We start from the raw sequence: 25763 nt of genomic DNA, 5'->3' as shown, positions 1-25763 counted from the left end.
TCCCAATCGACGCATCGCAATATCTCCAGCCAAATTGCCCGGTTTCACGTTACTTCAGCGCCGCCGGCGGTAAGCCGGCCTGCGCGCGCTGTTTGTTGATCGCCGTCCGGCAGCGTTCGAGAACGCGGTCGAAGCGCGCATCGCCGCGCAACGGCTTCAACGGCCACAGATCGCCGATCCACAGCGGCCCGCTGCACACATCCGCCCAATTACGCGTCAGGCCGTCCTCGAGCTTGGCCACCGCACCGGCGCGGTCATTGCTCGCCAGCAGCAAGGTCGCCCAATCGGCGGCGTTCCACGACGGCGACAGCCCGCCGGCTTCGTTGCGCACCATCCGGGCCCGCGCGAAGCCGCGCAATGCTGTCGCATCGGCACTGCGACCGGCCTTATCCATCGCACTGGCGATCAAAGTCGCGCCGCCGGGTGACGCCGCTGGCGAAGCCGTATACTCGGCAATGCTGGCAAAGCGCGCGTCAAAGCTCGCCACCAAATCGGCGCCGCGTCCGAGATCGGTCAGTGCATACGACATCAGGTAAATCTGCACTGTATCGTCCCAAACCGAGCGGCCCTGCTGCAGCAACAACCGCGCCACCTCTTCCCAGCGCCCCGACAGCGCCTGCCAATAGGCATCGGGCCAGAAAATCCGCTGCGTCAGCGGAATCTGGTCAACGCCGAGTAGCGGCATTAGCGCATTGTTGCGGCTGGAAATCGCATTGGTCGACTTGGGGTTACGGCGCAGCGCCGCCTCGGCAAGCTTGAGCGCACGAGCGAAATCACCCGTCGCCATCGCCGCATCGCTTTCCACAAGTTCGGCATCCGCCGGATCGGGTGACAAGGCGCGGAACGCCCGCTCGACTTCCCAGACCTTTGTCGGCTGGTTCGCCAGCCCATAGGCGCGGATCAGATTGACTGTCGGCGTCGTCCACAACGGATCGGCGGCCACAGCTGCAGTAAACTCGGTGATAGCGTGGTTGAGTTGACCGTTGTCCATCATCACCCGGCCGAGCAGCATCCTCGCTTCGGAATTGTTCGGCCGCAGCTTGACCGCGCGCGTAAGTGCGGCAATCGCGCCAGGCGGGTCATTCAACGAAATCAGCACATTGCCCAGCGCCGCATAGGCCTCCGACAGTCGCGGATCGATCGCAACCGCGCGTTCGGCATCGCGCCGCGCGTCGGTCAACGCTGGTTGCAGCGGCAAGTCACCATACAGCGTCAGCAGTACCAGCGCCGTCGAGCGCGCAGCATAGGCCGGCGCGTAGTTCGGCGCCGTCCCCACCGCCGTGTCGGCGAGCACGCGCGCCCGTTGCAACGCATCGGCCTGGCGCGTGCGGATGAGCTGGCGCGCCACCAATATGTCTTCGTAAACGCGCGGCGGCACGCTGGTGGCATCGGCATGCGCGGCCTTGCCGTCACCGCTCGCCGGCCCCGCCAATTGCGCGGCCACCGCGGCCGCAACTTCTTCCTGCACCGCAAGCACATTGGCTTCACTGCGATCGAAGACCTGCGACCAGATCTCGGCGCCGTCTTTGGTGTCGATCAGCCGCACCGACACTTTGACCCGCCCGCCGGAGTCGGCGCCGCCGCCACGTACCGAGCCTTCGAGCAGACGCGTCACCCCGAACTTGCTGCGCAGATAGGCAGGGTCGCCGGCCTTGTCGCGCATCGCCCAAGCGGTTGTCCGCCCCAGCACCTTGAGCCTTGTATCGGTCGCCAACGTATCGAGAATTTCCTCGGCAAGGCCTTCAGCAAAATAGGCCTCGCCCTTGGCGGCCGACATGTCGAGGAATGGCAGCACCGCAACCACCGGCTTGTCATCGCTACGCGTGAATTTCGGCCCCAGCATCTGCCAGCCAAGCACCGCGACCAGTGCCAGCGCGATCAACCCGACCAGCCACGGCAGCAGCTTCGGCGCGGCGCGCGCCACCTTGGCCGCGGGTTCAAGCGGCAAGGAACTCGCGACACGTTCAACGGCGCGCACCAGTTCGGCGGCACCCGCCGGTTTGCGCTCGCGACCGTTCGACAGATCAATCGCGTGCAGCTGGCGGAACCCCAGCGGCGGCGGCGTGCCATCGAGCAGCACAGGCACCAGCCGGTTGCGGTCGCGCCCGGCGCCCGCTTCATCGAGCACCCATGCCGATTTTACCGACGCCGCCGACCAAGCGACGACGACCACATCGGCCGCATCAAGCTCGCGCGCGATATCGGCAGCGAACGCCGACCCCGCCTCGATCGCGGTATCCCACCACAATTGGTGCCCCGCCGCGGTCAGCGCCGCCGCGAGCTTCGCCACGCGCGCGCGGTCAACCCGTGCATACGACAGGAATACCCGAGGTTTGGTCGGCACTGTTGTGGTCAAAATCGCCCCTTCCGCGATTTTCTAGCATAGAAGGATTGCGCGCGTTCGCCAATTATTCCGCACTGCGGCAGGCAGGGAAAAAGAGCCTCCGGCGGGCAGGCCTGAGGCCTGCCCGCCGGAGGCTCTTAATCGTCCTCGATCATTGTCTCGTCACGCGTTTCCGGCAGCGCCCAAGCCGCGACCAGCGCAACGCCGAACATCACCGTGACATAGACGAAGAACCAGTTTTCGTGGCCCATATCCTTGAATTTGAGCGCGACATATTCGGCACTGCCGCCGAACACCGACACCGCAATACCGTAGGGCAGCCCGACGCCGAGCGCGCGGATGTGTGCGGGGAACAGCTCGGCTTTCACCAGCCCGGAGATGGCGGTGTAGCAACTCATAACCACCAGCGCCGCCATGATCAGCCAGAAGCCGGTCATCCAGTCGGCAGCGGCCGACAAACGCGTCAGCATCGGGATGGTGCCGAGCACGCCCAGCGCGGCGAAGACGATCAGCTGCGGGCGCCGCCCGAAGCGGTCGGACAACGCGCCGAAAAGCGGCTGCAGCACCATGAACAGCAGCAGCGATACCGCCGAAACACTGGTCGCATCGTCCTTGCTCCAGCCGGCGCTGTTGACGAGGAATTTCTGCATGTAGGTGGTAAAGGTATAGAAGCCGAGCGAGCCGCCGGCGGTCAAGCCGAGCACGGTAAGAAGTGCGCGCGGGTGCTTGAACAGCTCACCGGCGATGCCGCGCCGTTCGGACGCCGGCAGCACTTCGAAACTATGCGTTTCCTCGATGCTGCGCCGCAGCCACAACGCAACGACCGCCAGCACGGCACCCACTGCGAACGGAATGCGCCAGCCCCAGCCATTTAGGTCCGTGTCGCTCATGGTCGCCTGCAGCACCAGTAGCACGCCGAGCGCTAGCAGCTGCCCCATGATCAGCGTGACATATTGGAAACTGGCGGTGAAACCGCGGTGCTTCGCCGTCGCCATCTCGCTCATGTACGTCGCCGAAGTGCCATATTCGCCGCCGACCGATAGGCCCTGGAGCAGCCGCGCCACCACCAGCACCACCGGTGCCCAGACGCCGATGACGGCAAACGGCGGCACGACGGCAATCAGAAGCGAGCCCGTGCACATCAGCAGCACCGAAAGCGTCAACGCCGCCTTGCGCCCGCGGACATCGGCGTATTTGCCGAGCCACCAGCCGCCGATCGGCCGCATCAGAAAGCCGATAGCGAAAACTGCCGCGGTGTTGAGCAACTGCGCTGTACGGTCACCCTGTGGAAAAAAGCTCTTCGAAAAATACAGCGCGAACGCCGAATAGACGTACCAGTCATACCATTCGACCAGATTGCCGATCGACCCGCCGACCAGCGACCGCAACCTCGATTTGGCTTGCACGTAGCGTTCCCCTGTTCCGGCTGAAGTCAGTCGGCGAAATCTTCGGTATCGATCGATGCCTGCATCGCCGGTGCATAGCGCGGCCCAGAAACAGTGTGGCGGTTGATCAGCGCATCGAGCCGCGCCATCACCTCGGGCGCCAGCACGATGTCGCGCGCGCCGAAATTCTCCTCGAGGTGCGGAATCGACCCGGTGCCGGGGATGGTCACCAGCCGATCGTCGCGGTTCAGTAGCCACGCCAGCGACAGTTGCCCCGGCGTGACGCCGAGTTCGGTGGCAATGGCCTTGAACGCCGCGAGCAGCTTGAGATTGGCCTCCAGATGTGGGGGGTTGAAGCGCGGCATGTGGCGGCGAAAATCGCCCTTCGTCAGGGCACTGGCATCGCCGACGCCGTCAGCCAGAAAGCCGCGCGCCACCGGCGAAAACGCCACGAACGTCGTGCCCAGTTCGCGGCAGGCGTCGAGCACGGCAATCTCCGGATTGCGCGTCCACAGCGAATATTCGGTCTGCACCGCAGCAATCGGATGCACTGCCGCGGCGCGCCGCAACGTCGCCGCCGACACCTCCGACAGGCCGATGCTGCGGATCTTGCCCGCCTTGACCGCGTCCGCCAGCGCCCCAACCGACTCTTCGATCGGCGTCTTCGGGTCGAGCCGATGCAGATAATACAGGTCGATATGATCAACCCCCAGCCGCGTCAGGCTGAGATCGAGCACCTCGGCGATCCCCGCAGGCGAGCCGTCGAGAATCCGCGTCGCGCGCGCCTCGTCATTGCCGACGCGCAGCCCGCATTTCGACGCCAGCACGAACTCGTCGCGCCGGCCCTTGAGCGCCTGGCCGATCAGCGTCTCGTTATGACCGACACCGTAAATCGACGCGGTGTCAAAGAAATCATAGCCTAGATCGAGCGCGCGGTTGAGCAGCTTGGCGCCGTCTTCGTCGCTTGGCGGCGGCCCGTACGTATGGCTCAGCGACATGCAGCCGAGGCCGACGGGTTCGATTTCAAAGGGGCCGAGTTTGCGTTTGGTCATTGAATTACCTCGAAGATTGAAGAGCCTCCGGCGGGCAGGGGCTAGCCCCTGCACCCAGTTATAAGACCTTTGTCATTCCCGCGAAGGCGGAAATGCATCCGACGGTGCGAAAGGGGGACTCGCGTCTACGCGAGAATGACAAGCGATATTCAATCGGGTACAGGCGTCACGCCTGCCCGCCGGAGGCCCTTGAAACCACCATCACGCCGCGACCTTCACGCGCACGGGATTGCTGAACTCCATCGTCCCGTCATCGACCTTGCCGAAGCGCAGCGTCAAAATGTCGAGCGCGTAATTCTGGTGCAGCTTCCACGGCGCCTTGTTGCCCTGCTTGGGCAGGTGCGCGGCGGCGCGCTCGATATAGCCCGAGCTGAAATCGATGAACGGTGCCGGCGCGACATCGGCATCGGTGATGCGCGGCGTGCACTGGCGCGTGCCCGTCGCGTCCATGTGCTGCAGCAGGCGGCAGACATAGGCGCAGGTCAGGTCGGTCTTGAGCGTCCAGGATGCGTTGGTATAGCCCGTCGACAGCGCCAGATTGGGGATGTCGCTGAACATCATGCCCTTGTAGGTCAGCGCCTTGCTGATTTCGACCGGCACGCCGTCGACGCTCAGTTTCGCGCCACCCATCAGCTGCATGTCGAGGCCGGTCGCGGTGACGATCATGTCGGCGTCGAGCTGCTTGCCCGATTTGAGCCGGATGCCGGTGGCGTTGAAGGTGTCGATGATGTCGGTTTCGACCGATGCCGAGCCGTTGCGGATGGCTTCAAACATGTCGGCGTTGGGCACCGCGCAGACGCGCTGGTCCCAGGGGTTATAGCGCGGGCTGAAGTGCTTTTCGACGTCATAGTCGGGGCCGAGCTCGTCGCGCACCATGCCGACCAGCCGCGCCTTGGCCTGCGTCGGATACTTGCGCATCAGCCGGAAGAAGTACATGCCGAGCAGAACGTTCTTCCATCGCGTCAACTGGTACGCCAGCATCGACGGCAGGTATTTGCGCAACGACAGCCCGATGCTGTCCTCGCCCGGGCGCGACACGACATAGCTGGGGGAACGCTGCAGCATCGTCACATGCGCGGCGGTCTTGGCCATTTCGGGGACCAGCGTCACCGCGGTGGCGCCGCTGCCGATGACGATGACGCGCTTGCCGGCATGGACGATGTCGGCCGTCCACTTCTGCGGGTGGACGACTTCGCCCTTATAGCTGTCGATGCCCGGAAATTCGGGCATGTAGCCGGCGTCGTAATTGTAATAGCCGCTGCACATGAACAGGAAGCCGGTGGTCAGCTGCCGGCGTTCTCCACCGACATCGAGATCGACCGTCCATTGCGCGTCCGGCGTCGACCAGTTGGCGGCGAGCACCCGGTGGTTGTAGCGGATCTTGCGGTCGATGCCCTCGTCGCGCGCGGTCGCCTGCAGATAGTCGAGGATCGCCGGGCCGTCGGCGATCGACTTGGCGCCGGTCCACGGCCGGAACGCATAGCCCAGCGTGTACATGTCCGAATCGGAACGGATGCCGGGGTAACGGAACAGGTCCCAGGTGCCACCGAGCGCGGCGCGGCGTTCGAGAATGGCATAGCTTTTGTCGGGGCAGCGTTCCTGCAAATAATGCCCGGCGCCGATGCCGGAGATGCCGGCGCCGACAACCAGCACGTCGAAATGTTCGTTTGCCATCTTCGTTTCCCCGTCCGCCTTCAATTTGAGCGGCATTCAATTATTCGGGCATATCGGGAATCGGCGCACTGCGCTAGTTTGGCCGTGGAAATGCCGCCGCACCCCGCCGATGTATAACGTTGACAAGCCGGGCGCGGCACCGCAAGCGCAGCCGCCAATGTGACGTACGGAGTTCAAGATGATCGAAGCCGAATGGTGGGACTATGACGATGCCGACGAAATGGCCGATGCGGTCGCGTCCGATGTCGAGTTCATCATCGACAGCGCGCTCGATGCCCGCGGCGAAGCCATCGTCGCCTTCCCCGGCGGCAAGACGCCGGGCCCGGTGTTCGAACGGCTTGCGGCGGCCAAGCTCAACTGGAAGCGCGTTACCATCATCCCCACCGATGACCGCCTCGTCGCGCCGACCAGCCCGCTGAGCAACGTCGGCACCATCGCGCGCACCTTCCTGCCGCTCGGCGCGCGCGTCATCCCGCTCGCGACCGATGCCGCCAAGGATTACAAAAAGGCCGGCCACGACGCCGATGTGCGCCTAGAGGCACTGCGCTGGCCGCTCGATCTCGTCTGGCTCGGCGTCGGCGCCGATGGCCACACGGCATCGATCTTCGCTGGCCCCGACCTCGATGCCGCTATCAACGCGCCCGACAAATGCCGCGTCATCGGTGTCATGCCCGACCCGCTGCCGGCCGAAGCCCCCGTCGCGCGCATCACGCTGACCCGCGCGGCAATTCTGTCGGCACGCACGCTGACGTTCGCGCTATCGGGCCAGGACAAGCGCACGATGTTCGAAATGGCGATCAAGGACGGTGCCAAGTCGACGTTGCCGGTGGGCCGCGTGCTGGCGGATTCGGAACAGGCGATCGATATTCACTGGAGTGCTGAATAGAAGGGCCTCCGGCGGGCAGGGACTTGTCCCTGCACCCGGATTTAGGGTGTCTGGGGTCTGCGCTTCAACCTGTCGCAGGTCTGGACTCTTGAAATCGCGGCGCGCTGTGGCAACCTAGCGCACCATGAATATGACCAAGACCTTCATGCTGCTCGCCGCGCTGACCGCGCTGTTCATGGCGCTGGGCGCGATGTTCGCCGGCAAAGCCGGGGCGCTGATCGCGCTGGTCATCGCCGGCGGCATGAACTTCTATGCCTATTGGAATTCGGACAAGATGGTGCTGCGCATGCACGATGCGCACGAAGTCGATGCCGATAGCGCGCCCGAATACTATGGCATCGTCAAGGACCTGAGCGAGCGTGCCGGCCTGCCGATGCCCAAAGTCTATATTGTCCAGCAGGATGCGCCCAACGCCTTCGCCACCGGCCGCAACCCCGAAAACGCCGCAGTCGCCGCGACCACCGGCATGCTCGCCATCCTCAACCGCGACGAAATCGCAGCGGTCATGGCGCACGAGCTCGGCCATGTGAAGAACCGCGACACGCTGATCATGACTGTCACCGCGACGGTGGCCGGTGCCATTTCGATGTTCGCCAACTTCGGCATGCTATTCGGCGGGCGCGGCTCGGATCGCCCCAACCCGCTGGCGATGTTGGCGATGGTCATTCTGGCGCCGATGGCGGCGGCAATCGTCCAGATGGCGATCTCACGCACCCGCGAATATGCCGCCGACCGCGCTGCTGCCGATCTGTCGGGGCAGCCGCTGGCGCTCGCCAGCGCGCTCGCCAAGCTGGCGAACGGCACCGCGCGTCACATCAACCCGGTCGCGGCGCGCGACCCCGCGATGGCGTCGCTGTACATCGTGCCGCCGCATCTCGGCAGCCGAATGGACAATCTGTTTTCGACGCACCCCGACACCGGCAACCGCATCGCCGCACTCGAGGCGATAGCGGCGGAAATGGGCGTGCTCCCTGCCCCCACCACCGAACGCCGCTCGGCTCTCGATCCGCACGCGCCGTCACGCAACCCGTGGGGCTGAGCGCCTCAAGGCGTCAGCACCTCGAACTCTAGATCCTGCAACGCCACCTCGGGAGTCGGCGCCAACAGAAGGCTGCCAGCAATGCGGCCATGTTCGCACGTCCAGGTGAAGTTCGCTGCCATCGCGCTGCGTGGACTAGGGGCTTCGGTCGCCGGGCACGCACCAACTTGCGCTATCATGCGCGCCAAGTCGCTGGCCCAATGGGCTTCATCGCTGTCCATCAGGAAGTTCATCGCCAGCCCGGGCTTGGCGTCGCTAACCGAACCCGCCGCCCAGATGCTGCGCGCGATGTCATAGCCTTTTGCGACAGCGGTGCTGACCGGCACGGCGCGTTCGGGGAAGTCACCACTTGCAACCAGCGCCAACGCCGCCTTGAGCGTTGGCACCGACGGCCCCGAATAGGTGCGGTTGGTCAGCACGAAGATGCCGACGCCGCGGTCGGGCAGCAGCATGACGCGCGAGCCATAGCCGGGGTAGCCGCCGCCGTGCGTCAGGTAGCGGCCGATGTCGCAGTCTTCGACGACATACCAGCCCATCGCATAGGTCATCGCCTGCCGGCACGGCGCACCGGCCGACGCCGTGCGCATGGCCCCGCGCGGGAAGTTCGAGCCCTCGACGATTTCACGCAGCGTGGCGCGCTTGACCGGGCCGGTATCGGCGGAATCGCGCGGCGGCCAACCCGACAACAGGAACGCCACCCAGCGCGCATAGTCGTTTGCGCTGGTTTCGACGCCGCCCATCGCGCCGAACACGCCGTCGGCCATATCGGGCTCGCGCAGCCAGCCATTGTCCTGCCAGCGGTAGCCGATGGCACGCAGCGCTTCGGGTGACTTGGCGATGTCATAGCCCGTCGACGTCATGCCGAGCGGCAGCATGAATTGCTCACGGATATAATCCTGATAGCGCTGGCCCGAGACGTTGCTGACGATGCGCCCGAGCGTCGCAAAGCCAAAGTTCGAATACTCCATCGCGATGCCGGGGTCGCGCGCGAACGGCACGCCGGCCTTGAGCATCGCGGTGAACTCAGCCTCCGACATCGGCTGGTGACGGTCGCCCCACGGGTCGTCGGTGACGAAGCCGGCGACGTGGTTGAGCAGGTCGCGGACGCGGATCTTGCGGCTGTCGGCTGTCGGATAGGTCCAGCCGCGCATTTCGGGCACATATGCTTCGGCGGGCGCATCGAGCGACAGCTTGCCGGCATCGCGTAGTTTGAGGATGGCGAGCGCGGTAAACGCCTTGCTCATCGAGGCGATGCGGAAGCGGCTGTCGGCGGTGACAGGGCGGGCCGCCACCACGTCCTGCACGCCCAGGCCCTTGACCGCGACAAGCTTGCCATCGACGACAATGCCATAGACCAGCCCTGGCACATGCGAATCGAGCCGCCATTGCTCGATCATCGTATCGACGCTTTTGAGTGTGGCGGCATCGGGCGCGGCAAGCACCGGCGGCGCGAGCCCAACCCACGCACACAACAGCGCAACCACCTTGAGTCGTTTGAACATCTGCGCCCCCTGTCCGCCACCTTGCGGTATTGTTCGCGCGTTTGGCGCGGGCGGCAAGCATGAATATCCGCCGCAGCGCCGCCGGCACAGGGGTTGCAACGCCGCCGCTTTGTGCCAAAGGCTGGCAGCCATGACACTGACACCCCATTTCCTGACCCACGCGGCCACCGCATGAGCCGCGCACCCAAACGCGACTGGAACGCCGAAGTGCCCGGCCTTGCCGCGCGGCGCGGCGCCCTGCGGTTGCTGACCAGCGTCTTGCAACAAGGCCGCCCGCTCGACGTCGCGCTGGCGGGCGCGCTCAACGGCATCGACCGGCCCGACGACCGGGCGCTGGCACGCAACCTTGCGTCGGGCGTGCTGCGCTGGCTCGTTGATCTCGACGTGCTGATCGATTCGGCGACCGAGCGCGCGCTTCCCGACGATGCGCGCGCAAGGATGGCGCTGCGCATCGGGCTGGCCGGGCATCTGCTGCTCGGCACGCCGCCGCATGCGGTGGTGGCGACGACGCTCGAACTCACCGAAGGCGGGCCGCGCCGGTTGACACACGCGGTGCTGTCGCGGCTGCTGCGCGAGGATGCGCGGCTGCCCGACGCACCGACCCTGCCCGCGGGCTACGGCCTGCGCTGGCAAAAGGCCTGGGGCGACACAGTGGTCGCCGCCGCCGCGCGCGCACTCGGCACCGAGCCGGCGACCGATCTGACACTGAAAGACGCTGCGCAGACCGCGCACTGGGCCGAAACGCTCGGCGGCAAAAGCCTCGCGCCCGGTCATGTCCGGCTGGTGCGCAAGGGCGCGCTCGCCGAGCTGCCGGGATTCGAGGAAGGCGCCTGGTGGGTGCAGGACCTCGGCGCCAGCCTACCGGCGCGGCTGTTGCGCTACAGCGCCGGTGACCGGGTGCTCGACCTCTGCGCCGCACCGGGCGGCAAGACGCTGCAACTGGCGGCGAGCGGCGCAAAGGTCATGGCGCTCGACACGTCGGATTCACGGCTTGAACGCGTCAGCGAGAACCTCGAACGCATGGGGCTGACCGCCGAAATCGTCGGCGCAGATGCGCTGGCGTGGCGCCCTGAACACCCGTTCGGCGCCATCCTGCTCGACGCGCCGTGTTCGGCGTCGGGCGTATTCCGCCGCCATCCCGATGTGCTGCACCTTAAGGGCAGCCGCGATTTGAAGCCGCTGCTCGCCATCCAGGCGCAGTTGCTCGACCGCGCCTGCGACTGGCTGGCGCCGGGCGGCTCGCTGGTGTTCAGCACCTGCAGCCTCGAACCAGAAGAGGGCGAAAAACAGCTCGCGGCGCTGCTGGCGCGGCGCAGCGACATGACCATCGATACGATCACCGCCGCCGAACTGCCCGCCGGGCTGACGCCAAACCCCGGCGGCTGGCTGCGCACGCTGCCCGGCGACCTTGAAGACGCCGGCGGCATCGACGGGTTTTTCGTGGCGCGGCTGGTCAAAGCGGCCTAGATTCAGCGCGTTCCATTGCCAAGGTTGGGAGACCTTAGATGAAGACCAATTTGAAGCTGCTGCTTATTGCCGGCATCGCGCTGACCTCGCTTTCGGGCTGCGCAACCGACCACAAGACCGCCGCCGCTGCACCCGCCGTCCACCATTCGCTCGAAGGCGGACCGTGGAAGGTCGTCAGCTTCGATGACGGCAGCACTGTGCCTGCCAATGTCACCGCCGAAATCACCTTCGAACCCGGCGATCATGGCACCAGCAAGGTCTTCGGCAACGGCGGCTGCAACCGCTTTAGCGGCGGCTGGTCACAGAAGGGCAGCACCATCAAAATCGGCCCGCTGGCGAGCACGATGATGGCGTGCGAGCCCGACAGTTCGGCGTTCGAATCGAAGTTCCACGCTGTGCTCAACGCCGCGTCGAAGCTAAGTTGGGATGCCGACGGTACCGCCAAGATTTCGACCGCCGACGGCAAATGGGTTAAGCTGCGCCGCGCGGCATCATGATTTGAAGAGCCTCCGGCGGGCAGGCCTCAGGCCTGCCCGCCGGAGGCCCTTCCTAAACTGTGCCGTCGGCGCGCAACCGCGCAATCTCGTCGGCATCATAGCCCAGCTCGCCGAGGATGGCGTCGCTGTCGGCGCCGAGCAATGGCGCGGCGCGTCCCGGCAGCCGATCACCGTCGATCCTGATCGGGCTGGCGAGGACTTGCAGGTCGGCGCGGTCGGGGTGTGCGACGGTCTGCTTCATGGCGATGGTGTCGAGCCAGGGGTTGTCGAGCGCCTGCGGCAGTTCATTGACCGGTGCGACGGGCACATGGCCTTCGAGGCGCGCGCACCAATGCGCCGTAGGCTGCGTTTCGAACAGCGTGTCGAGCAGCTGCGTCAGCGTTTCGCGGTTAGCGCGACGGTCGGCGGGTGTCAGGAAACGCGAATCGTGCGCGAGTTCGGGGTGGCCGATGCGCTGCACCAGGATTTCCCAGAACTTCGGCAGTTGCGCCATGACGAACATCCAGCCATCGGCGGTGCGGAACATCTGGCTTGGCGTTGCGGTCGGGTGGGCGCCGCGCGGCGCGCGCGGGGTGACGTCGGCTTCGTTCATGTACCACAGCGCCGGGTAGCTGGTCTGGTGGACGGCGGCCGAGAACAGGTCGACATCGACATCGCTGCCCTTGCCCGTCCGCTGCGCATCGAGCAGCGCCGCGAGCAGGCCGACCGCCATCATCGTGCCGGTCATATAGTCGACCATCGATAGCCCGAAGCGCACCGGCGGGCCGTCGGGTTCGCCGGTCAGCGCGCAAAAGCCGGCTTCGGCCTGCATCAGATAGTCATAGCCCGGCCACGCGGCACGGGCGTTATCGCGGCCGTATGCCGAGATATGCGCGCAGACTATCGCCGGATTGACGCCGGCGAGCGCGTCATAGGTCAGCCCGAGTTTAGCGGGGATGTCGCCGCGCAGATTGTTCGCCACCGCGTCGCTTTTCAGCACCAGCCGGTGCAGCACGGCCTGGCCGTCGGGGGTGGCGAGGTCGAGCGTCAGCGAGCGCTTGTTGAGGTTGAACGTCTGGAAATACAGGCTCTCGCCGTCGCGCAGCCAGTGCGGGCCGACGGCGCGTGCGGTGTCGCCGCCGCCTTTGCCGTGGCGCTGCGGTGGTTCGATCTTGATGACGTCGGCGCCGAGCTGCGCGAGGAACAGCGTGCCGTACGGCCCGGCGCCATAGGCTTCGGCGCTGATGATGCGGATGCCGGCGAGCGGCAGCGCCCGGGGTGCGGTCATGCCCTCAAACCGCTTGCGGCGCGGCACCGAAGCCGCGCGTCGGGTGGCAATCGGGCAGTTCGCCGTAATGGCCGCTGCCGCTGCGCCGGATGAAGATGCTCAGCCGCGCGACTTCGGGGCACGGCGTATAGGACCAGCTGAATTCCCAGCCTTCGGGGTATTCGATGCCCGCCATCGCGGCGAAATGCGCCGGCGGCTCGCCGCTGCGCGCCATATACGCCCCGAGCATCTGCTCGGCACGGGCCTGCGCCTGCGGCTGGTCAAGTTGCACGGGCTTGCGCGCCTGCCACACCCACCACGCCAGTGCCAGCACGGCGGCTGCCGCGAGCAAACGGCGCAACGTCGAACGACGGCGCGAAGGGGCAGTGGTCGCCATGTCGGCCATCCTAGTGCGCGAGGCCACGCGCGGCCAGTGCCGCGACGCGCTGCGTCAATCGGTCAGTTCGTTCCAGGCATCCTTGAGCTTGGAGAAGAAGCCCGTCGAGTTGGGGGTGTTCTTGCCACCCTCCTTGCCTTCGAGCGCCTGGAACTCCTCGAGCAACTCGCGCTGCCGCGCCGTCAGCTTGACCGGCGTTTCGACATCGACCTGGATGACCAGATCACCGAAGCCGTGGCCGTTGAGCACCGGCATGCCGCGCCCGCGGACGCGGAACTGCTTGCCGGTCTGCGTGCCGGCGGGGACCTTGATCGTCGCGCCGGCCTTGTCGAGGCACGGCACTTCGATCTCACCGCCCAATGCCACTGTGGTAATCGACACCGGCGCCTGCGCGAACAGCGTCGTGCCCTCGCGCTTGAACAGCCGGTGTGATTTCAGGTGCACGAAAATATACAGGTCGCCCGGGGGCGCACCGCGCTCGCCGGCCTCGCCCTCATTGGCCAGCCGGATGCGCGTGCCTTCGTCGACGCCGGCGGGAATCTTCACCGACAGCGACTTTTCGCGCTCGACGCGGCCGGCACCGTGGCAGTCGTCGCACGGGTCGCTGATGATGCGGCCGGCACCGCGGCAGGTCGGGCAGGCGCGTTCGACCATGAACAGCCCTTGCCGCATGTGGACGCGGCCCTGGCCGTTGCAGGTGCCGCACGGCTTGGCGCTGGTGCCGGGCTTGGCGCCGCTGCCGGTGCACGGCTCGCAGGTCACCGAGACGTCGATGGTCAGCGCGGCATCCTTGCCCTCGAACGCCTCTTCCAATGTCATTTCAAGATCGTAGCGCAGGTCGGCGCCGCGCTGCGGGCCGCGGTTACGACCACGGCCCATGAACTCGCCGAAGATATTCTCGAAAATGTCGGAGAAGCCCTCGAAGCCCTGGCCGCCGCCACCGCCACCCTGCTGGAACGCCGCCTTGCCGTACTGGTCATAGGCGGCGCGCTTCTGCGGGTCCTTGAGCACGTCATAGGCTTCGCTGATCGCCTTGAAGCGCGCTTCAGCGGCCGCATCGCCGGGATTCTTGTCGGGATGGAACTGCATCGCCAGCCGGCGATAGTTCGCCTTGAGCACAGTGCCGTCGGCGTCGCGCGTCGCTTCGAGCAAGTCGTAATAGTCGATATCGATACTCATACAGCCGCCCCTGAAAGAAGCGCCTCCGACCGGCAGAGCTGAGCCCTGCACCCGTCAATTGGGTGCAGGGTCCATTCCCTGCCCACCGGAGGCATTCTTTGGCCTTACTTCTTTTCGTCTTCGACTTCGGAGAATTCCGCGTCAACGACGTTATCGTCCTTGGGCGCTTCCGGCTCGGGCGATGCGGCGGCGGCCTGTTCGGCGGCATAGACCGCTTCACCCAGCTTCATCGCCACGGTGCCCAGTGCCGTCGTCTTGGCGGTCAGCGCATCGGCGTCACCGCCGTCGAGCACACCCTTCAGGTCAGCAATCGCTGCTTCGATCTCGGCCTTGACCTCGGGGGTCACCTTGTCGCCGTGCTCGCTGAGCTGGCGCTCGGTCGAGTGGACAAGGCTGTCGGCCTGGTTGCGCGCTTCGGCCACCGCACGACGCTTCTTGTCGTCTTCGGCAAACTTTTCGGCATCCTTGACCATCTGGTCGATGTCAGCCTGGCTGAGACCACCCGAAGGCTGGATGCGGATCTGCTGTTCCTTGCCGGTGCCCTTGTCCTTGGCGTTGACCGCGACGAGACCGTTGGCATCGATGTCGAACGTCACTTCGATCTGCGGCATGCCGCGCGGCGCCGGCGGAATGCCGACGAGGTCGAACTGGCCGAGCAGCTTGTTGTCGGCGGCCATTTCGCGCTCGCCCTGGAAGACGCGGATCGTCACGGCCGACTGGTTGTCGTCGGCGGTCGAGTAGGTCTGCGACTTCTTGGTCGGGATCGTCGTGTTGCGGTCGATCATCCGGGTGAACACGCCGCCCAGCGTTTCGATGCCAAGTGACAACGGCGTCACGTCGAGCAGCAGCACGTCCTTGACGTCACCCTGCAGCACGCCGGCCTGAATGGCAGCGCCCATCGCCACGACTTCATCGGGGTTGACCGACGTGTTGGGTTCCTTGCCGAACAGCGACTTCACGAACTCGCGGACGCGCGGCATGCGCGTCATGCCGCCGACGAGAATGACTTCGTCGATCTCTTCCTTCTTGACGCCGGCTTCGCTGATCGCATCGAGGCACGGCTTGCGAGTGCGTTCGATGAGGTCGAGCACCAGCTTCTCGAGATCGGTGCGGGTGACCGTCTTGACGAGGTGCTTCGGGCCGTTGGCGTCCGCCGTGATGAACGGCAGATTGACTTCAGTCGAGGCCGACGACGACAGTTCGATCTTGGCCTTTTCGGCCGCTTCCTTCAGGCGCTGCAGCGCGAGCTTGTCCTTGCGCAGGTCGATGCCTTCGGTCTTCTTGAAATCTTCCGCGAGGAATTCGACGACCTTGGCGTCAAAGTCTTCACCGCCGAGGAAAGTGTCGCCCGAAGTCGACTTCACTTCGAACACCCCGTCACCCAGTTCGAGCACCGAAACGTCGAAGGTGCCGCCACCAAGGTCATAAACCGCGATGGTCTTGGCGCCGACCTTGTCGAGACCATAGGCGAGCGCGGCTGCGGTCGGCTCGTTGATGATGCGCAGGACTTCGAGACCGGCAATCTTGCCGGCGTCCTTCGTCGCCTGACGCTGCGCGTCGTTGAAGTATGCGGGGACGGTGATGACCGCCTGCGTCACGGTTTCGCCGAGATAGGCTTCGGCGGTTTCCTTCATCTTCTGCAGGATGAACGCCGAAATCTGCGACGGCGAATAGTCTTCGCCACCAGCCTGGACCCAGGCGTCACCATTCGGACCCTTGACGATCTTGTAGGGGACAAGGTCCTTGTCCTTCTGCGTCATCGGATCGGTGAAGCTGCGGCCGATCAGGCGCTTGACCGCGAAAATCGTGTTCTCGGGGTTGGTCACCGCCTGGCGCTTGGCCGGCTGGCCGACCAGACGCTCGCCGTCCTTGGTAAATGCCACCTGCGACGGCGTCGTGCGCGCGCCTTCGGCGTTCTCGATCACCTTCGGCTGGCTGCCTTCCATCACGGAAACGCAGCTGTTGGTGGTGCCCAAATCAATCCCGATAACTTTAGCCATGTTCATCCTCATTCAAGCGATATCAATATGAAAACCCACATCGCGCCCTTCAAAAAGCAGCGCCATGCCCGGTTACGCGAGGGCATATAGGAAGCGTCAAAATGCGCTACAAGCACCAGCCCGCGAGAATCGCGCAACACCGCCAGATGGACACGTCGCGCCCGCAACGCTAAGCGCGGCAAAACAGCAATTCAGGAGCCGACCATGCGCCATCCGTTCGCTTGCCTCGCTATCGCCGCCGCCGTTTTCGCCGCGCCCGTGCAAGCCGCGGCGCCGATGGTCCACGACGCCTGGGTACGCCTGCCCGCCGTCGCCGGCCGCCCGGCGGCTGCGTATTTCACCGTCATGGGCATGGGCACCGCCGACCGGCTGGTCGAAGTCAGCTCGCCACTGGCGACGCGCACCGAAATGCACAGCATGACCATGGCGGGCGGCGTGATGAAGATGACCCCGCTGGCGGGCATCGACATTCCGGCGCGCGGCAATGTCAGCTTCACACCCGGCGGCAACCACGCGATGCTCTATACGCTGATGCCCGCCGCCAAGCTGGGCAGCCCGCTGCCGCTGGCGCTGCGCTTCGAAAAGGCCGGCACCATCCTCGTCAACGCCACGACCATCGCCGCAGGTGATCCGGCGCCGACCGGCGACACGACGGGCCACGCACACTGAGCACAGCCGTGACTGACGCGCGGCCGCTGACGCCCGGCGAAGTGGCGCTGGCCGCTTCGGTGTTCGGCGACGCGCTCGATACGCGCGCGGTGACCTTGCGCCGCGCCAAGTTCTGGCTGCTGCAGCCGGTGTGGGTGGTGATGGCGCCCGACGGCCACATCTGGTTTCACCCCGACGGCCATGCCTGGAGCGACGACTTCAGCGCCGCGCCGCTGCACGCCCGCGCGCTATTCGTCCATGAAATGGTGCATGTCTGGCAGCGCCAGTGCGGCATCCGGCTGTGGCTGCGTCGCTATCCGCTGGCGCGCTACAGCTACCGCCTCGTGCCCGGCAAGCCGTTCGGACGCTACGGCATCGAGCAGCAGGCATGCATTGTTGAGGACGCCTACCGCCGGCGCGAATCCGGCGACCCCAATTCGGCGGTCGCGGGGCTGATTCCGTTTGGCAACTGGGCATAGCTCAAGAGGACTAAAGGACAGGGCCTCCGGCGGGCAGGCCGCAGGCCTGCACCATTAGTTTTTTGTCGGGGCTATGCCAGCCAGCGCCAGAGCGAGCAGCACCACCAAACTATTGGTGCAGGCCTGCGGCCTGCCCTGCCGGAGGCGCTTGACTTCAGGCCGGCAGCGCACGCTCGTTCGCGGCGTCGTACATCTTCGCATCCATACTGCGACCGTGCCCTGCCACTGCGGCGTTAAAGATCGCCATGTGCGGCATCGCGAAATGACGTTTGATCGCCGCCTCGTCTTCCCAGCGCTCGACCACGCTGATGATGCCGCGTTCGCGGTCCTCTACGGCCATCGAGTATGAAATGCAGCCGGGTTCTTCCCACGTCGCGCGCATCATCTTCGCCATCGCCGCCTCGACGATTTCGAGCGCTTCCGGATCGACTTCGGCGCGGGCGATGATGATGATCATGGCGTCTAGCTCTCCGCCTTGGCCTTGGCGACGCTGACCAGCGACGGGCGCAGCAGGCGGTCCTTGATCAGATAGCCGGTCTGCAACTCGCTGACGATGTGGCCCGGCGTGTGTTCGTCGCTTTCAACTTCGATCATCGCCTGGTGCTTGTGCGGATCGAGCGGCTGCCCGGCGGTTTCGATCTTGCTGATGCCGTTGCGCGCCAGCACGGCGAGCAGCTCGCGCTCGGTCGCTTCGATACCGGTGCGGACATTGTCGAAGCCGTCGGCGGGCAGCGCCGCGACGGCCCGGCGCAGATTGTCGGCGACGCCGAGCAGGTCGCGCGCAAACCCCGTCACCGCATAGGTCGAGGCGTCGGTCTTTTCGCGCTCGAGCCGGCGGCGGACGTTTTCGGTTTCCGCAGCAGCGCGCAGCAGGCGGTCCTTGAGTGATGCGATCTCTTCGGTCGCGGCAATCAACGCATCTTCAAAGCTCGGCGGCCCGGTCTCGGCCTCGCTCGCGCCGGTCTCGTTGTCGGGCAAAATCTCGTCACTCATGCAATCAACCTACTCAATGTTTTCGCGGTGTAATCCACCATGGGAACGATGCGGGCATAGTTCAACCGCGTCGGGCCGATGACGCCGATGACGCCGACCACTTGCGAGTCGCTGCCGCCGACACGATACGGCGCGGCTATAACGCTCGAACCCGAAAGCGCGAACAGCTTGTTCTCGGCGCCAATGAAGATTTTCATCGCCGCGGCGTTCTGCGCGAGTTCGAGCACCTGCACGAGATCCTGTTTGCCCTCGATATCATCGAGCAGCAAACGCACGCGCTCGAGGTCGGTGGCACGGTCATCGAGCAGATGCGCCTGGCCGCGCACGATCAGCACCGGCCGCGCTGCGCCGTCGGCCGACCATGACGCCAGCCCGGCCTCGACCAAAGTCGCTGTCAGCGCATCGATCGCGGCGCGGTCGTCGGCAATCTCGCGCGCCAGTTGTGCCGCTGCCGCGCTCAGCGTCAGCCCCGAAAGCCGGGCGTTGATGTAGTTCGCCGCCTCGATCAGCACCGTCGCCGGCAAATCGGCGGGCAAGTCGAGCACGCGGTTTTCGACCGAGCCATCAGCGCCGACCAGAATCGCGAGCGCCTTGCGCGGCGCCAAGGCGACGAAGTTGATCTGCCGCAGCACCGGTTCGGCCTTGGGCACCAGCACCAGCCCGGCGCAGGCGCTCAGCCCCGACAGCACCGCAGTCGTGCGAGTCAGCAAATCGGTCATCGGCGTGCCGGCCTGGATGGGTTGCTCGATCGCGGCGCGTTCGGCCTCCGACGGCGCGGCCGCCTGCATCATGCCGTCAACAAACAGTCGCAGCCCGAGCTCGGTCGGCTGGCGCCCCGCCGACACATGCGGCGCAGCGAGCAGCCCGAGCTCCTCGAGGTCCTGCATGACATTGCGAATCGATGCCGGCGACAGCCCGAGCGCGCCGAGCTTCGACAGCGTACGCGACCCCACCGGCGCACCGCTGGCAAGATACGAATCGACAATCTGGCGAAACACTTCGCGCGCGCGCTCGGTGAGTTCGGGGATGGACGGTGACTGGTTCACGGCGCCAATGTAGGGCGGCGGATGCGTGTTGTCATCGCCCGCGCAGATGACAGCGCGCTGCCAACGCGCTACTGGCAGCCCAGCAACCCGTTTTCCGATGCCCGATATCCCAAGGAACCCGCCCATGCGCCCCTCCGGCCGCGCCCCCGATGCGATGCGCAGCATCGAGATGATCCCCGGCTTTGCGCTGCACGCCGAAGGGTCGTGCCTCGTCAAGTTCGGCAACACGCATGTGCTGGTCACTGCCAGCGTTGAAGAACGGCTGCCCCCGTGGTTGCGCGGCAAGGGGTCGGGCTGGGTGACGGCTGAATACGGCATGCTGCCGCGCGCGACTCATACCCGGGGTAGCCGCGAAGCAGCCAAGGGCAAGCAGTCGGGCCGCACGCAGGAAATCCAGCGGCTGATCGGCCGTAGCCTGCGCGCCGTCACCGACATGAAGCTGCTCGGTGAACGCCAGATCACGCTCGATTGCGATGTCATCCAGGCCGATGGCGGCACCCGCACCGCGTCGATTTCGGGCGCCTGGGTGGCGCTGCGCATGGCGATCGACGGCATCATGGCAAAGAACAACCTTAGCGTTGATCCGTTGCTGGCGCAGGTCGCCGCGGTCAGCTGCGGCATCCACAACGGCAATGCCGTGCTCGACCTCGACTATGTCGAGGACTCGGACGCCGGCACCGACGCCAATTTCGTCATGACCTCGACCGGCGGCCTCGTCGAAGTCCAGGCGACTGCCGAAGGTGCGCCGTATGACGAGGAAGCGCTGCTGCGCCTGCTGCGGCTGGCGCGTATCGGCTGCAACGACATCTTTGCCGCGCAGCGGGTCGCAACAGGCCGCTGATGCGCACGCTGCCGCCCGGCCGCCTCGTGCTGGCGACGCACAATCCCGGCAAGGTCGTCGAAATCGCCGAGCTGCTCGGGCCGTACGGCATGGAGATGGTGTCGGCGGGCGAGCTCGGCTTGCCCGAGCCCGACGAGACCGGGCTGACGTTCATCGCCAACGCCGAGCTAAAGGCACTCGCGGCGGCAAGCGCCAGCGGCCTGCCGGCGCTCGCCGACGATTCGGGTCTGTGCGTTGATGCACTGGGCGGCGCGCCGGGGATCTATTCGGCGCGCTGGGCGGGACCGGGCAAGGACTTCAGTGTCGCGATGCAGCGCGTCCATGACGAAATGGGCGCGGGCGTCGATACCGCGCACTTCATCTGCGCGTTGTGCATCGCCTGGCCCGACGGCCATACGCAGAGCTTCGAAGGTCGCGTCGATGGCCGGCTGGTGTGGCCACCACGCGGGACGAACGGCTTCGGCTATGACCCGATGTTCCTGATGGACGGCCAATCGCGCACCTACGGCGAGATGCCGCGCGCCGACAAGGAAGCCGACAACCACCGCGCCCGGGCGTTTGCCCAACTGGTCGCCGCATGCCTGACCTAGAGCCGCTGGCGGTCTATATCCATTGGCCGTTCTGCGTTTCGAAATGCCCCTATTGCGACTTCAACAGCCACGTCCGCGCAACGATTGACGAGGCCGGCTGGCGCGATGCGCTGCTCGCCGATCTGGCGTTCGAGGCGGCGCTGTTGCCGGGGCGGCGCGTCACCAGCATCTTCTTCGGCGGCGGCACCCCGTCGCTGATGGACCCGGCGACGACGGGTGCGGTGATCGACGCGGTGGCGCGGCACTGGTCGCTCGACGCGGATTGCGAGATCACGCTCGAGGCCAACCCCAATAGCGTCGAGGCCGCGCGCTTTGCCGGCTATGCCAGGGCCGGCTTCGGGCGCGTGTCGCTGGGGCTGCAGGCGCTCGATGATGCGGCGTTGAAACAGCTGGGCCGCGCCCATTCGGTGCGCGAGGGGCTGGCGGCGCTCGACATCGCGCAGGCGCACTTCGGCCGCGTCAGCTTCGACCTGATCTATGACCGTCCCGGGCAGACGCGCGCAGCATGGGAGGCCGAACTCGCCCGCGCGCTGGGCTTCGGCACCGAGCATCTGTCGCTGTATCAACTGACCATCGAGCCTTCGACGGCGTTCGCGCGGCTGCATGCCGACGGCAAGCTCGTGCTGCCCGATGCCGACACCAGCGCCGACCTGTTCGAGCTGACGCAGGCGATGACTGCGGCTGCCGGGCTCCCCGCCTATGAAGTGTCGAACCACGCGCGCCCGGGCGCGGCGAGCCGCCACAACCTCGCCTATTGGCGCTACGACGATTATATCGGCGTCGGTCCTGGCGCGCACGGCCGCCGATTGGCCACCGCGACCGAGCGCCACAAGAAGCCCGAAAACTGGATTTCAGCGCTCGCCGCGACGGGGTCGGGATTGAATGTCGAAGCACCGCTTGATGCCGAGACGCGCGCCACCGAGGCGTTACTGATGGGGCTACGACTGGCCCACGGTATCGATGCGGCGCACTTCGCCGCGCGCACCGGACGGACGCTGGAGGCGACGATAGATACCGCGGCGCGCGACCGGCTGGTGGCGCAGGGCATGATCGAGGCACGCACCGACCGGCTGCAACTGACGCCGCAGGGCAGGCCTGTCGTCAACGCCGTGCTGGCGGCGCTGCACCGCTAGGCACTCAGTTTGTCGGCGGTGCGGCGCGCAGCGTCTTGGGCGCCGATGACACCGTGGTGATGCGTCCCGGCCCGATCTGCTGGACTTCGAAGCTGCGCTCGGCAACGCCCGACGGGCCGAAGCGGAAGATGCCGTCGATGCCCGTGAAGCCGTCGGGTGTCGTCAGCGCGGCGCGCGGGAACGGCGTGTTCAGCGGCCATTTGTCGGCGAGCGTGTTGACCAGCAGCACCGAATCGTAGCCGAAACTCGCCAGTCGCGACGGCGTGCCGCCGAACTTGGCGCGGTAGCGTGTCGCCAGCTGGTCGAAGCGGCCGTCGGGCACTGCAGCGAACAGCGCACCCGCCAGCGCCGGGCTGTTCTTCAGGCCGGGTTCGTTGTTCCACAGCTCGGTGCCGAGGATGGTGATCGTGCCGGCCGGGGCACCGAACTGCGCCAGCGGCTTGCCGAATGATGCCGCCAGCGAACCCGAGTCGGCGATCAGCAGCGCCTGGAACGCCACCGGCCCGATGCGGTCGGTGACCGGCGCGATGGTACCGTCGGGGCGTACCGCGCTGGTCGTTGCGGCCTTGGCGACGCGGGCGTCATAATCGGTGACGGCGCGCGCGGCGGCGATCATCTTGGCGGGGTCGCGGGTGAAGGTCTTGATCGACACGACGCGACCGCCATTGGCCTCGACGGCGCGCAGGAAGGCGGTGGTGGCGCGCTGGCCGTAGGTGCCGTCGGGCACCAGCGCGGCAAAGCGCGACACGCCGTGCGTTGCGGCATAGCCGACGACGCGCGATACTGACTGCGCCGGTTGCAGGCCCATCACATAGACGCCGTCGCCGGCGAGCGCGGCGTCGTTCGAATAGCTGATGATCGGGATGTTGTTCGCGCTCGCAATACCTTGCACGGCGCGCACATCGGCGGCGAGCAGCGGCCCGAGGAAAAGCCGCGCGCCATCGGCGACGGCGCGCGTCGCGGCAGCCGCGGCACCGCCGCTTGCGGTGTCATAGACGCGCAGGTTGATGCGCTTGTCGCCGGCGTCGAGCAGCGCCATGTTCGCGGCGTTGGCGATCGACTGGCCGACCGCGGCATTTGCGCCGGTCAGCGGCAGCAACACGGCAACCTTGTTCTGTTCGATCTGCGGCGCGACTTCGGGCTTGGGCGGCGCGACGACGACCGGCGGCGGTGCCGGCGGCGCAACGGTGGCCTTGGGCGTGGTGCAGGCGGCGATCACCGTCATCAACAGGATCGAGCCGACGCGCAGCGCGGCCTTAGCATTCGGCTTGCCATTTGGCATTTGCCCGAACCGCTCGCGCAGGGCCATGATGGCCATATGAATCTCCCCGAATCAACCAACGAAGATGCCGAGCCTGTGGCATATGGCCCAGGTCTCTACATTGTCGCCACCCCTATCGGCAATCTCGGCGATTTGAGCCCGCGCGCCGCCGCGATGCTGGCCGGCGCCGACGTCATCGCCGCCGAAGACACCCGCGTCACCGCGCGGCTGCTCGCGCATATTGGCGCCAAGGTGCCGATGCTGCCGTACCATGACCATAACGCCGATACGGTGCGGCCACGGCTGATCGCACGCATGGCGAACGAGATCGTCGTGCTGGTCAGCGACGCCGGCACGCCGTTGATTTCGGACCCGGGCTACAAGCTGGTGCGCGATGCCCGCGCTGCCGGCGTCACCATTGTCACCATCCCCGGTCCTTGCGCGGCGGTCGCGGCGCTGACGCTGGCGGGACTGCCGACCGACCGCTTCCTGTTCGCAGGATTCCTGCCCGCCAAAGCCGGGGCGCGCGCCGCCGCCATCATCGAACTCGGCGCGGTGCGCGCGACATTGGTGTTCTACGAATCGGGTGGGCGCACCGGCGCGACGCTCGCCGAAATGGCGAAGCTGCTCGGCAACCGGCCGGCGGCGGTGGCGCGCGAGATCAGCAAGCGCTTCGAGGAAACCGTTGACGGCACTCTAGAAAACCTGGCGGCGCGCTACGCCGAGACCCCGCCGCGCGGCGAAGTCGTCATCGTCGTCGGCCCGCCGGGCGAGGCCGCCGCCGTCGATGATGCGACGCTCGATGCGGCGCTCCTTCGCGCGATGGCGGTGCAGCCGATGAAGCCGGCGGTCGCCGAGGTCGTCGAGCTGCTCGGACTGCCGCGCAACCGCGTCTATGCCCGCGCGCTGGCGCTGCGCGATGCCGGCAACTAGCGCCCGCCGCAGCGCCGAAACGCGCGGCCGCCGCGCCGAAACGCTGGCCGCGTGGTGGTTGCGGCTCAAGGGCTATTCGATCCTCGATCGCCGCGTTGCGACACCGGTCGGTGAAATCGACCTTGTCGCGGCGCGCGGCGGGACCTTGGTGTTCGTCGAGGTCAAGGCGCGTGCCGGTTTCGATGCGGCACTGCTGGCGCTGAACCCGCAGGCGCTGGCGCGCGTCGGCCGTGCCGCACAGCTGCTGGCCGGCCAATATGCGCTGCACGCCCGCCCCGCCCATGTCCGTATCGATGCGGTACTGGTTGTGCCGGGGCGCTGGCCGCGCCATATCAAGGCGGTGTGGCGAGAAACATGATGATCGACGACATCGAAGCTGACATCGCCGAACTCGGGTTGCTCGAGGATGACGAGATACTGCTCGACGAGGCAGCGCTGCTGCTCGGGCTGGCCGATCACCCCGATGCCGACATCGATGACGCCCGCGCCGAAATCGACGCGATGACGGCACGTATCGAAGCGCTCGGTGGCCTCGGCGGCTCGTCGCGGCTGCAGGCCGAGCGGCTGGCGCACACCATAGCCTATCGCTGCGGGCTGCGCGGCGACCGCGAGGACTATGACAATCCCGCCAACGCCGACTTCCTGGCGATGTTCGAGCGCCGCCGCGGGCTGCCGGTGACGCTGTCGATTCTGTATGTCGCGCTGGCGCGGCGACTGGGCGGTGCCGCCGACATTGTCGGGCTGCCCGGGCATGTCGTGGTGCGCATCGGCGACGGCGGCGACACCGTGGTCATCGATCCGTTTTCGGACGGCGGCATCATCAATCGCCCGGCGTCGGAGCTGCGCGATCCGGTGCGCGAGGGCGTGCAGCTGAGCAACCGCGCGGCGCTGGTGCGGCTGTTGACCAACCAGGCGGCGCGCGCGCACAACGCCGGTGACCTTGACCGCGCGCTGGTGCTGGCGCGGCGGATGACGATGATCGCCCCCGACTTCTCGAGCGTCTGGTGGGAGCGCGCGCAGCTTGAACAGCGGCTGGGCGACCATGCGGCTGCACGCGAGTCGCTGGTGGCGATGCGCGAAACCACGCGCGACGCGAACCTCCAGACCCGCATCGACGCGACGCTGGCCGGGCTCGCGAGATGAAGGCTGACGGCAGCAGCGCGCTGGTGTA

At 66.4% G+C, this 25763-nt stretch carries 25 protein-coding genes; 12 read left to right on the top strand and 13 right to left on the bottom strand.

Features of this window, described 5'->3' with window-relative positions:
- Positions 1 to 49: 49 nt before the first annotated feature.
- From EUV02_RS13075 to EUV02_RS13060, 4 genes are all read right to left on the bottom strand, one after another.
- Positions 50 to 2344, bottom strand: coding sequence for a TIR domain-containing protein (locus EUV02_RS13075; RefSeq protein ID WP_135246734.1), 2295 nt, complete (start codon positions 2342 to 2344; stop codon positions 50 to 52).
- Positions 2345 to 2481: 137 nt separating this feature from the next.
- Positions 2482 to 3750 (bottom strand): MFS transporter, encoded by a 1269-nt coding sequence (locus tag EUV02_RS13070; RefSeq protein WP_243445907.1) that lies wholly within the window; start codon positions 3748 to 3750, stop codon positions 2482 to 2484.
- Between the two features lie 26 nt (positions 3751 to 3776).
- Positions 3777 to 4781: an aldo/keto reductase gene (locus EUV02_RS13065; protein ID WP_135246733.1), complete on the bottom strand. Its 1005-nt coding sequence runs from the start codon at positions 4779 to 4781 to the stop codon at positions 3777 to 3779.
- Positions 4782 to 4982: 201 nt separating this feature from the next.
- Positions 4983 to 6455 (bottom strand): flavin-containing monooxygenase, encoded by a 1473-nt coding sequence (locus EUV02_RS13060; protein WP_135246732.1) that lies wholly within the window; start codon positions 6453 to 6455, stop codon positions 4983 to 4985.
- Positions 6456 to 6633: 178 nt separating this feature from the next.
- On the opposite strand from EUV02_RS13060, the gene pgl reads away from it, so the two are divergent.
- Together pgl and htpX are read left to right on the top strand one after the other, a co-directional pair.
- Positions 6634 to 7341 (top strand): 6-phosphogluconolactonase, encoded by a 708-nt coding sequence (gene pgl / locus EUV02_RS13055; protein ID WP_135246731.1) that lies wholly within the window; start codon positions 6634 to 6636, stop codon positions 7339 to 7341.
- Between the two features lie 124 nt (positions 7342 to 7465).
- Entirely contained in the window at positions 7466 to 8380 is a 915-nt protein-coding gene (gene htpX / locus EUV02_RS13050; RefSeq protein WP_135246730.1) for a zinc metalloprotease HtpX, read from the top strand.
- Positions 8381 to 8385: 5 nt separating this feature from the next.
- On the opposite strand, the gene EUV02_RS13045 is transcribed toward htpX, so the two are convergent.
- Positions 8386 to 9882, bottom strand: a complete 1497-nt coding sequence (locus EUV02_RS13045) for a serine hydrolase domain-containing protein (protein WP_135246729.1) — start codon at positions 9880 to 9882, stop codon at positions 8386 to 8388.
- A 171-nt stretch (positions 9883 to 10053) separates the two neighbouring features.
- Between EUV02_RS13045 and EUV02_RS13040 the strand changes: the two genes are divergently transcribed.
- Positions 10054 to 11349, top strand: a complete 1296-nt coding sequence (locus tag EUV02_RS13040; RefSeq protein ID WP_135246728.1) for an RsmB/NOP family class I SAM-dependent RNA methyltransferase — start codon at positions 10054 to 10056, stop codon at positions 11347 to 11349.
- Between the two features lie 38 nt (positions 11350 to 11387).
- On the top strand, positions 11388 to 11846 hold the full coding sequence (locus EUV02_RS13035; protein WP_135246727.1) for an META domain-containing protein: 459 nt from the start codon (positions 11388 to 11390) through the stop codon (positions 11844 to 11846).
- Positions 11847 to 11898: 52 nt separating this feature from the next.
- On the opposite strand, the gene EUV02_RS13030 is transcribed toward EUV02_RS13035, so the two are convergent.
- From EUV02_RS13030 to dnaK, 4 genes are all read right to left on the bottom strand, one after another.
- Positions 11899 to 13113 carry a CaiB/BaiF CoA transferase family protein gene (locus tag EUV02_RS13030; RefSeq protein WP_135246726.1) on the bottom strand — a complete coding sequence of 405 codons (1215 nt, stop codon included), beginning with the start codon at positions 13111 to 13113 and terminating at the stop codon, positions 11899 to 11901.
- 4 nt (positions 13114 to 13117) lie between these two features.
- Complete coding sequence (locus EUV02_RS13025) at positions 13118 to 13489, bottom strand: hypothetical protein (RefSeq protein WP_135246725.1); 372 nt, start codon at positions 13487 to 13489, stop codon at positions 13118 to 13120.
- Positions 13490 to 13543: 54 nt separating this feature from the next.
- Entirely contained in the window at positions 13544 to 14668 is a 1125-nt protein-coding gene (dnaJ, locus tag EUV02_RS13020) for a molecular chaperone DnaJ (protein WP_135246724.1), read from the bottom strand.
- A gap of 104 nt (positions 14669 to 14772) precedes the next feature.
- Positions 14773 to 16668 (bottom strand): molecular chaperone DnaK, encoded by a 1896-nt coding sequence (dnaK, locus tag EUV02_RS13015; protein ID WP_135246723.1) that lies wholly within the window; start codon positions 16666 to 16668, stop codon positions 14773 to 14775.
- Between the two features lie 204 nt (positions 16669 to 16872).
- Here dnaK and EUV02_RS13010 point away from each other — a divergent pair, with 204 nt between their 5' ends.
- Positions 16873 to 17337, top strand: coding sequence for a copper chaperone PCu(A)C (locus EUV02_RS13010; protein WP_135246722.1), 465 nt, complete (start codon positions 16873 to 16875; stop codon positions 17335 to 17337).
- Positions 17338 to 17345: 8 nt separating this feature from the next.
- Positions 17346 to 17795, top strand: coding sequence for a vgr related protein (locus tag EUV02_RS13005; RefSeq protein WP_243445906.1), 450 nt, complete (start codon positions 17346 to 17348; stop codon positions 17793 to 17795).
- A 154-nt stretch (positions 17796 to 17949) separates the two neighbouring features.
- On the opposite strand, the gene EUV02_RS13000 is transcribed toward EUV02_RS13005, so the two are convergent.
- From EUV02_RS13000 to hrcA, 3 genes are read right to left on the bottom strand one after another with little or no spacing between them, the layout of a single operon-like run.
- Positions 17950 to 18252, bottom strand: coding sequence for a putative quinol monooxygenase (locus tag EUV02_RS13000; protein ID WP_135246720.1), 303 nt, complete (start codon positions 18250 to 18252; stop codon positions 17950 to 17952).
- Positions 18253 to 18257: 5 nt separating this feature from the next.
- Positions 18258 to 18788, bottom strand: coding sequence for a nucleotide exchange factor GrpE (gene grpE, locus EUV02_RS12995; protein WP_135246719.1), 531 nt, complete (start codon positions 18786 to 18788; stop codon positions 18258 to 18260).
- Entirely contained in the window at positions 18785 to 19834 is a 1050-nt protein-coding gene (hrcA, locus tag EUV02_RS12990; protein ID WP_243445905.1) for a heat-inducible transcriptional repressor HrcA, read from the bottom strand. The genes grpE and hrcA overlap by 4 nt, the downstream gene beginning before the upstream one ends.
- A 124-nt stretch (positions 19835 to 19958) precedes the next feature.
- Between hrcA and rph the strand changes: the two genes are divergently transcribed.
- From rph to hemW, 3 genes are read left to right on the top strand one after another with little or no spacing between them, the layout of a single operon-like run.
- Complete coding sequence (rph, locus tag EUV02_RS12985) at positions 19959 to 20675, top strand: ribonuclease PH (RefSeq protein ID WP_135246717.1); 717 nt, start codon at positions 19959 to 19961, stop codon at positions 20673 to 20675.
- On the top strand, positions 20675 to 21265 hold the full coding sequence (gene rdgB / locus EUV02_RS12980) for an RdgB/HAM1 family non-canonical purine NTP pyrophosphatase (protein ID WP_135246716.1): 591 nt from the start codon (positions 20675 to 20677) through the stop codon (positions 21263 to 21265). Before rph ends, rdgB begins: the two co-directional genes overlap by 1 nt.
- On the top strand, positions 21253 to 22398 hold the full coding sequence (hemW, locus tag EUV02_RS12975; protein ID WP_135246715.1) for a radical SAM family heme chaperone HemW: 1146 nt from the start codon (positions 21253 to 21255) through the stop codon (positions 22396 to 22398). Before rdgB ends, hemW begins: the two co-directional genes overlap by 13 nt.
- Before the next feature lie 4 nt (positions 22399 to 22402).
- Here hemW and EUV02_RS12970 read toward each other — a convergent pair whose 3' ends face one another.
- Positions 22403 to 23716 (bottom strand): penicillin-binding protein activator, encoded by a 1314-nt coding sequence (locus tag EUV02_RS12970; protein ID WP_243445904.1) that lies wholly within the window; start codon positions 23714 to 23716, stop codon positions 22403 to 22405.
- Between EUV02_RS12970 and rsmI the strand changes: the two genes are divergently transcribed.
- From rsmI to EUV02_RS12955, 3 genes are read left to right on the top strand one after another with little or no spacing between them, the layout of a single operon-like run.
- Complete coding sequence (gene rsmI / locus EUV02_RS12965; RefSeq protein ID WP_135246714.1) at positions 23717 to 24592, top strand: 16S rRNA (cytidine(1402)-2'-O)-methyltransferase; 876 nt, start codon at positions 23717 to 23719, stop codon at positions 24590 to 24592.
- A complete protein-coding gene (locus tag EUV02_RS12960; protein ID WP_135246713.1) occupies positions 24579 to 24950 on the top strand; it encodes a YraN family protein in 372 nt (123 codons plus the stop codon). The genes rsmI and EUV02_RS12960 overlap by 14 nt, the downstream gene beginning before the upstream one ends.
- The gene (locus EUV02_RS12955; RefSeq protein WP_135246712.1) at positions 24947 to 25735 is read left to right on the top strand and encodes a transglutaminase family protein; all 789 of its coding nucleotides are present in this window, start codon (positions 24947 to 24949) and stop codon (positions 25733 to 25735) included. The genes EUV02_RS12960 and EUV02_RS12955 overlap by 4 nt, the downstream gene beginning before the upstream one ends.
- The last annotated feature ends 28 nt before the right edge of the window (positions 25736 to 25763 follow it).

This window comes from Glacieibacterium arshaanense (genome assembly GCF_004681125.1).
Classification (GTDB): Bacteria; Pseudomonadota; Alphaproteobacteria; order Sphingomonadales; family Sphingomonadaceae; genus Polymorphobacter_A; species Polymorphobacter_A arshaanense.
The sequence above is the reverse complement of the archived record's forward strand: the minus strand, read 5'-3'. Positions and strand labels throughout refer to the sequence as shown.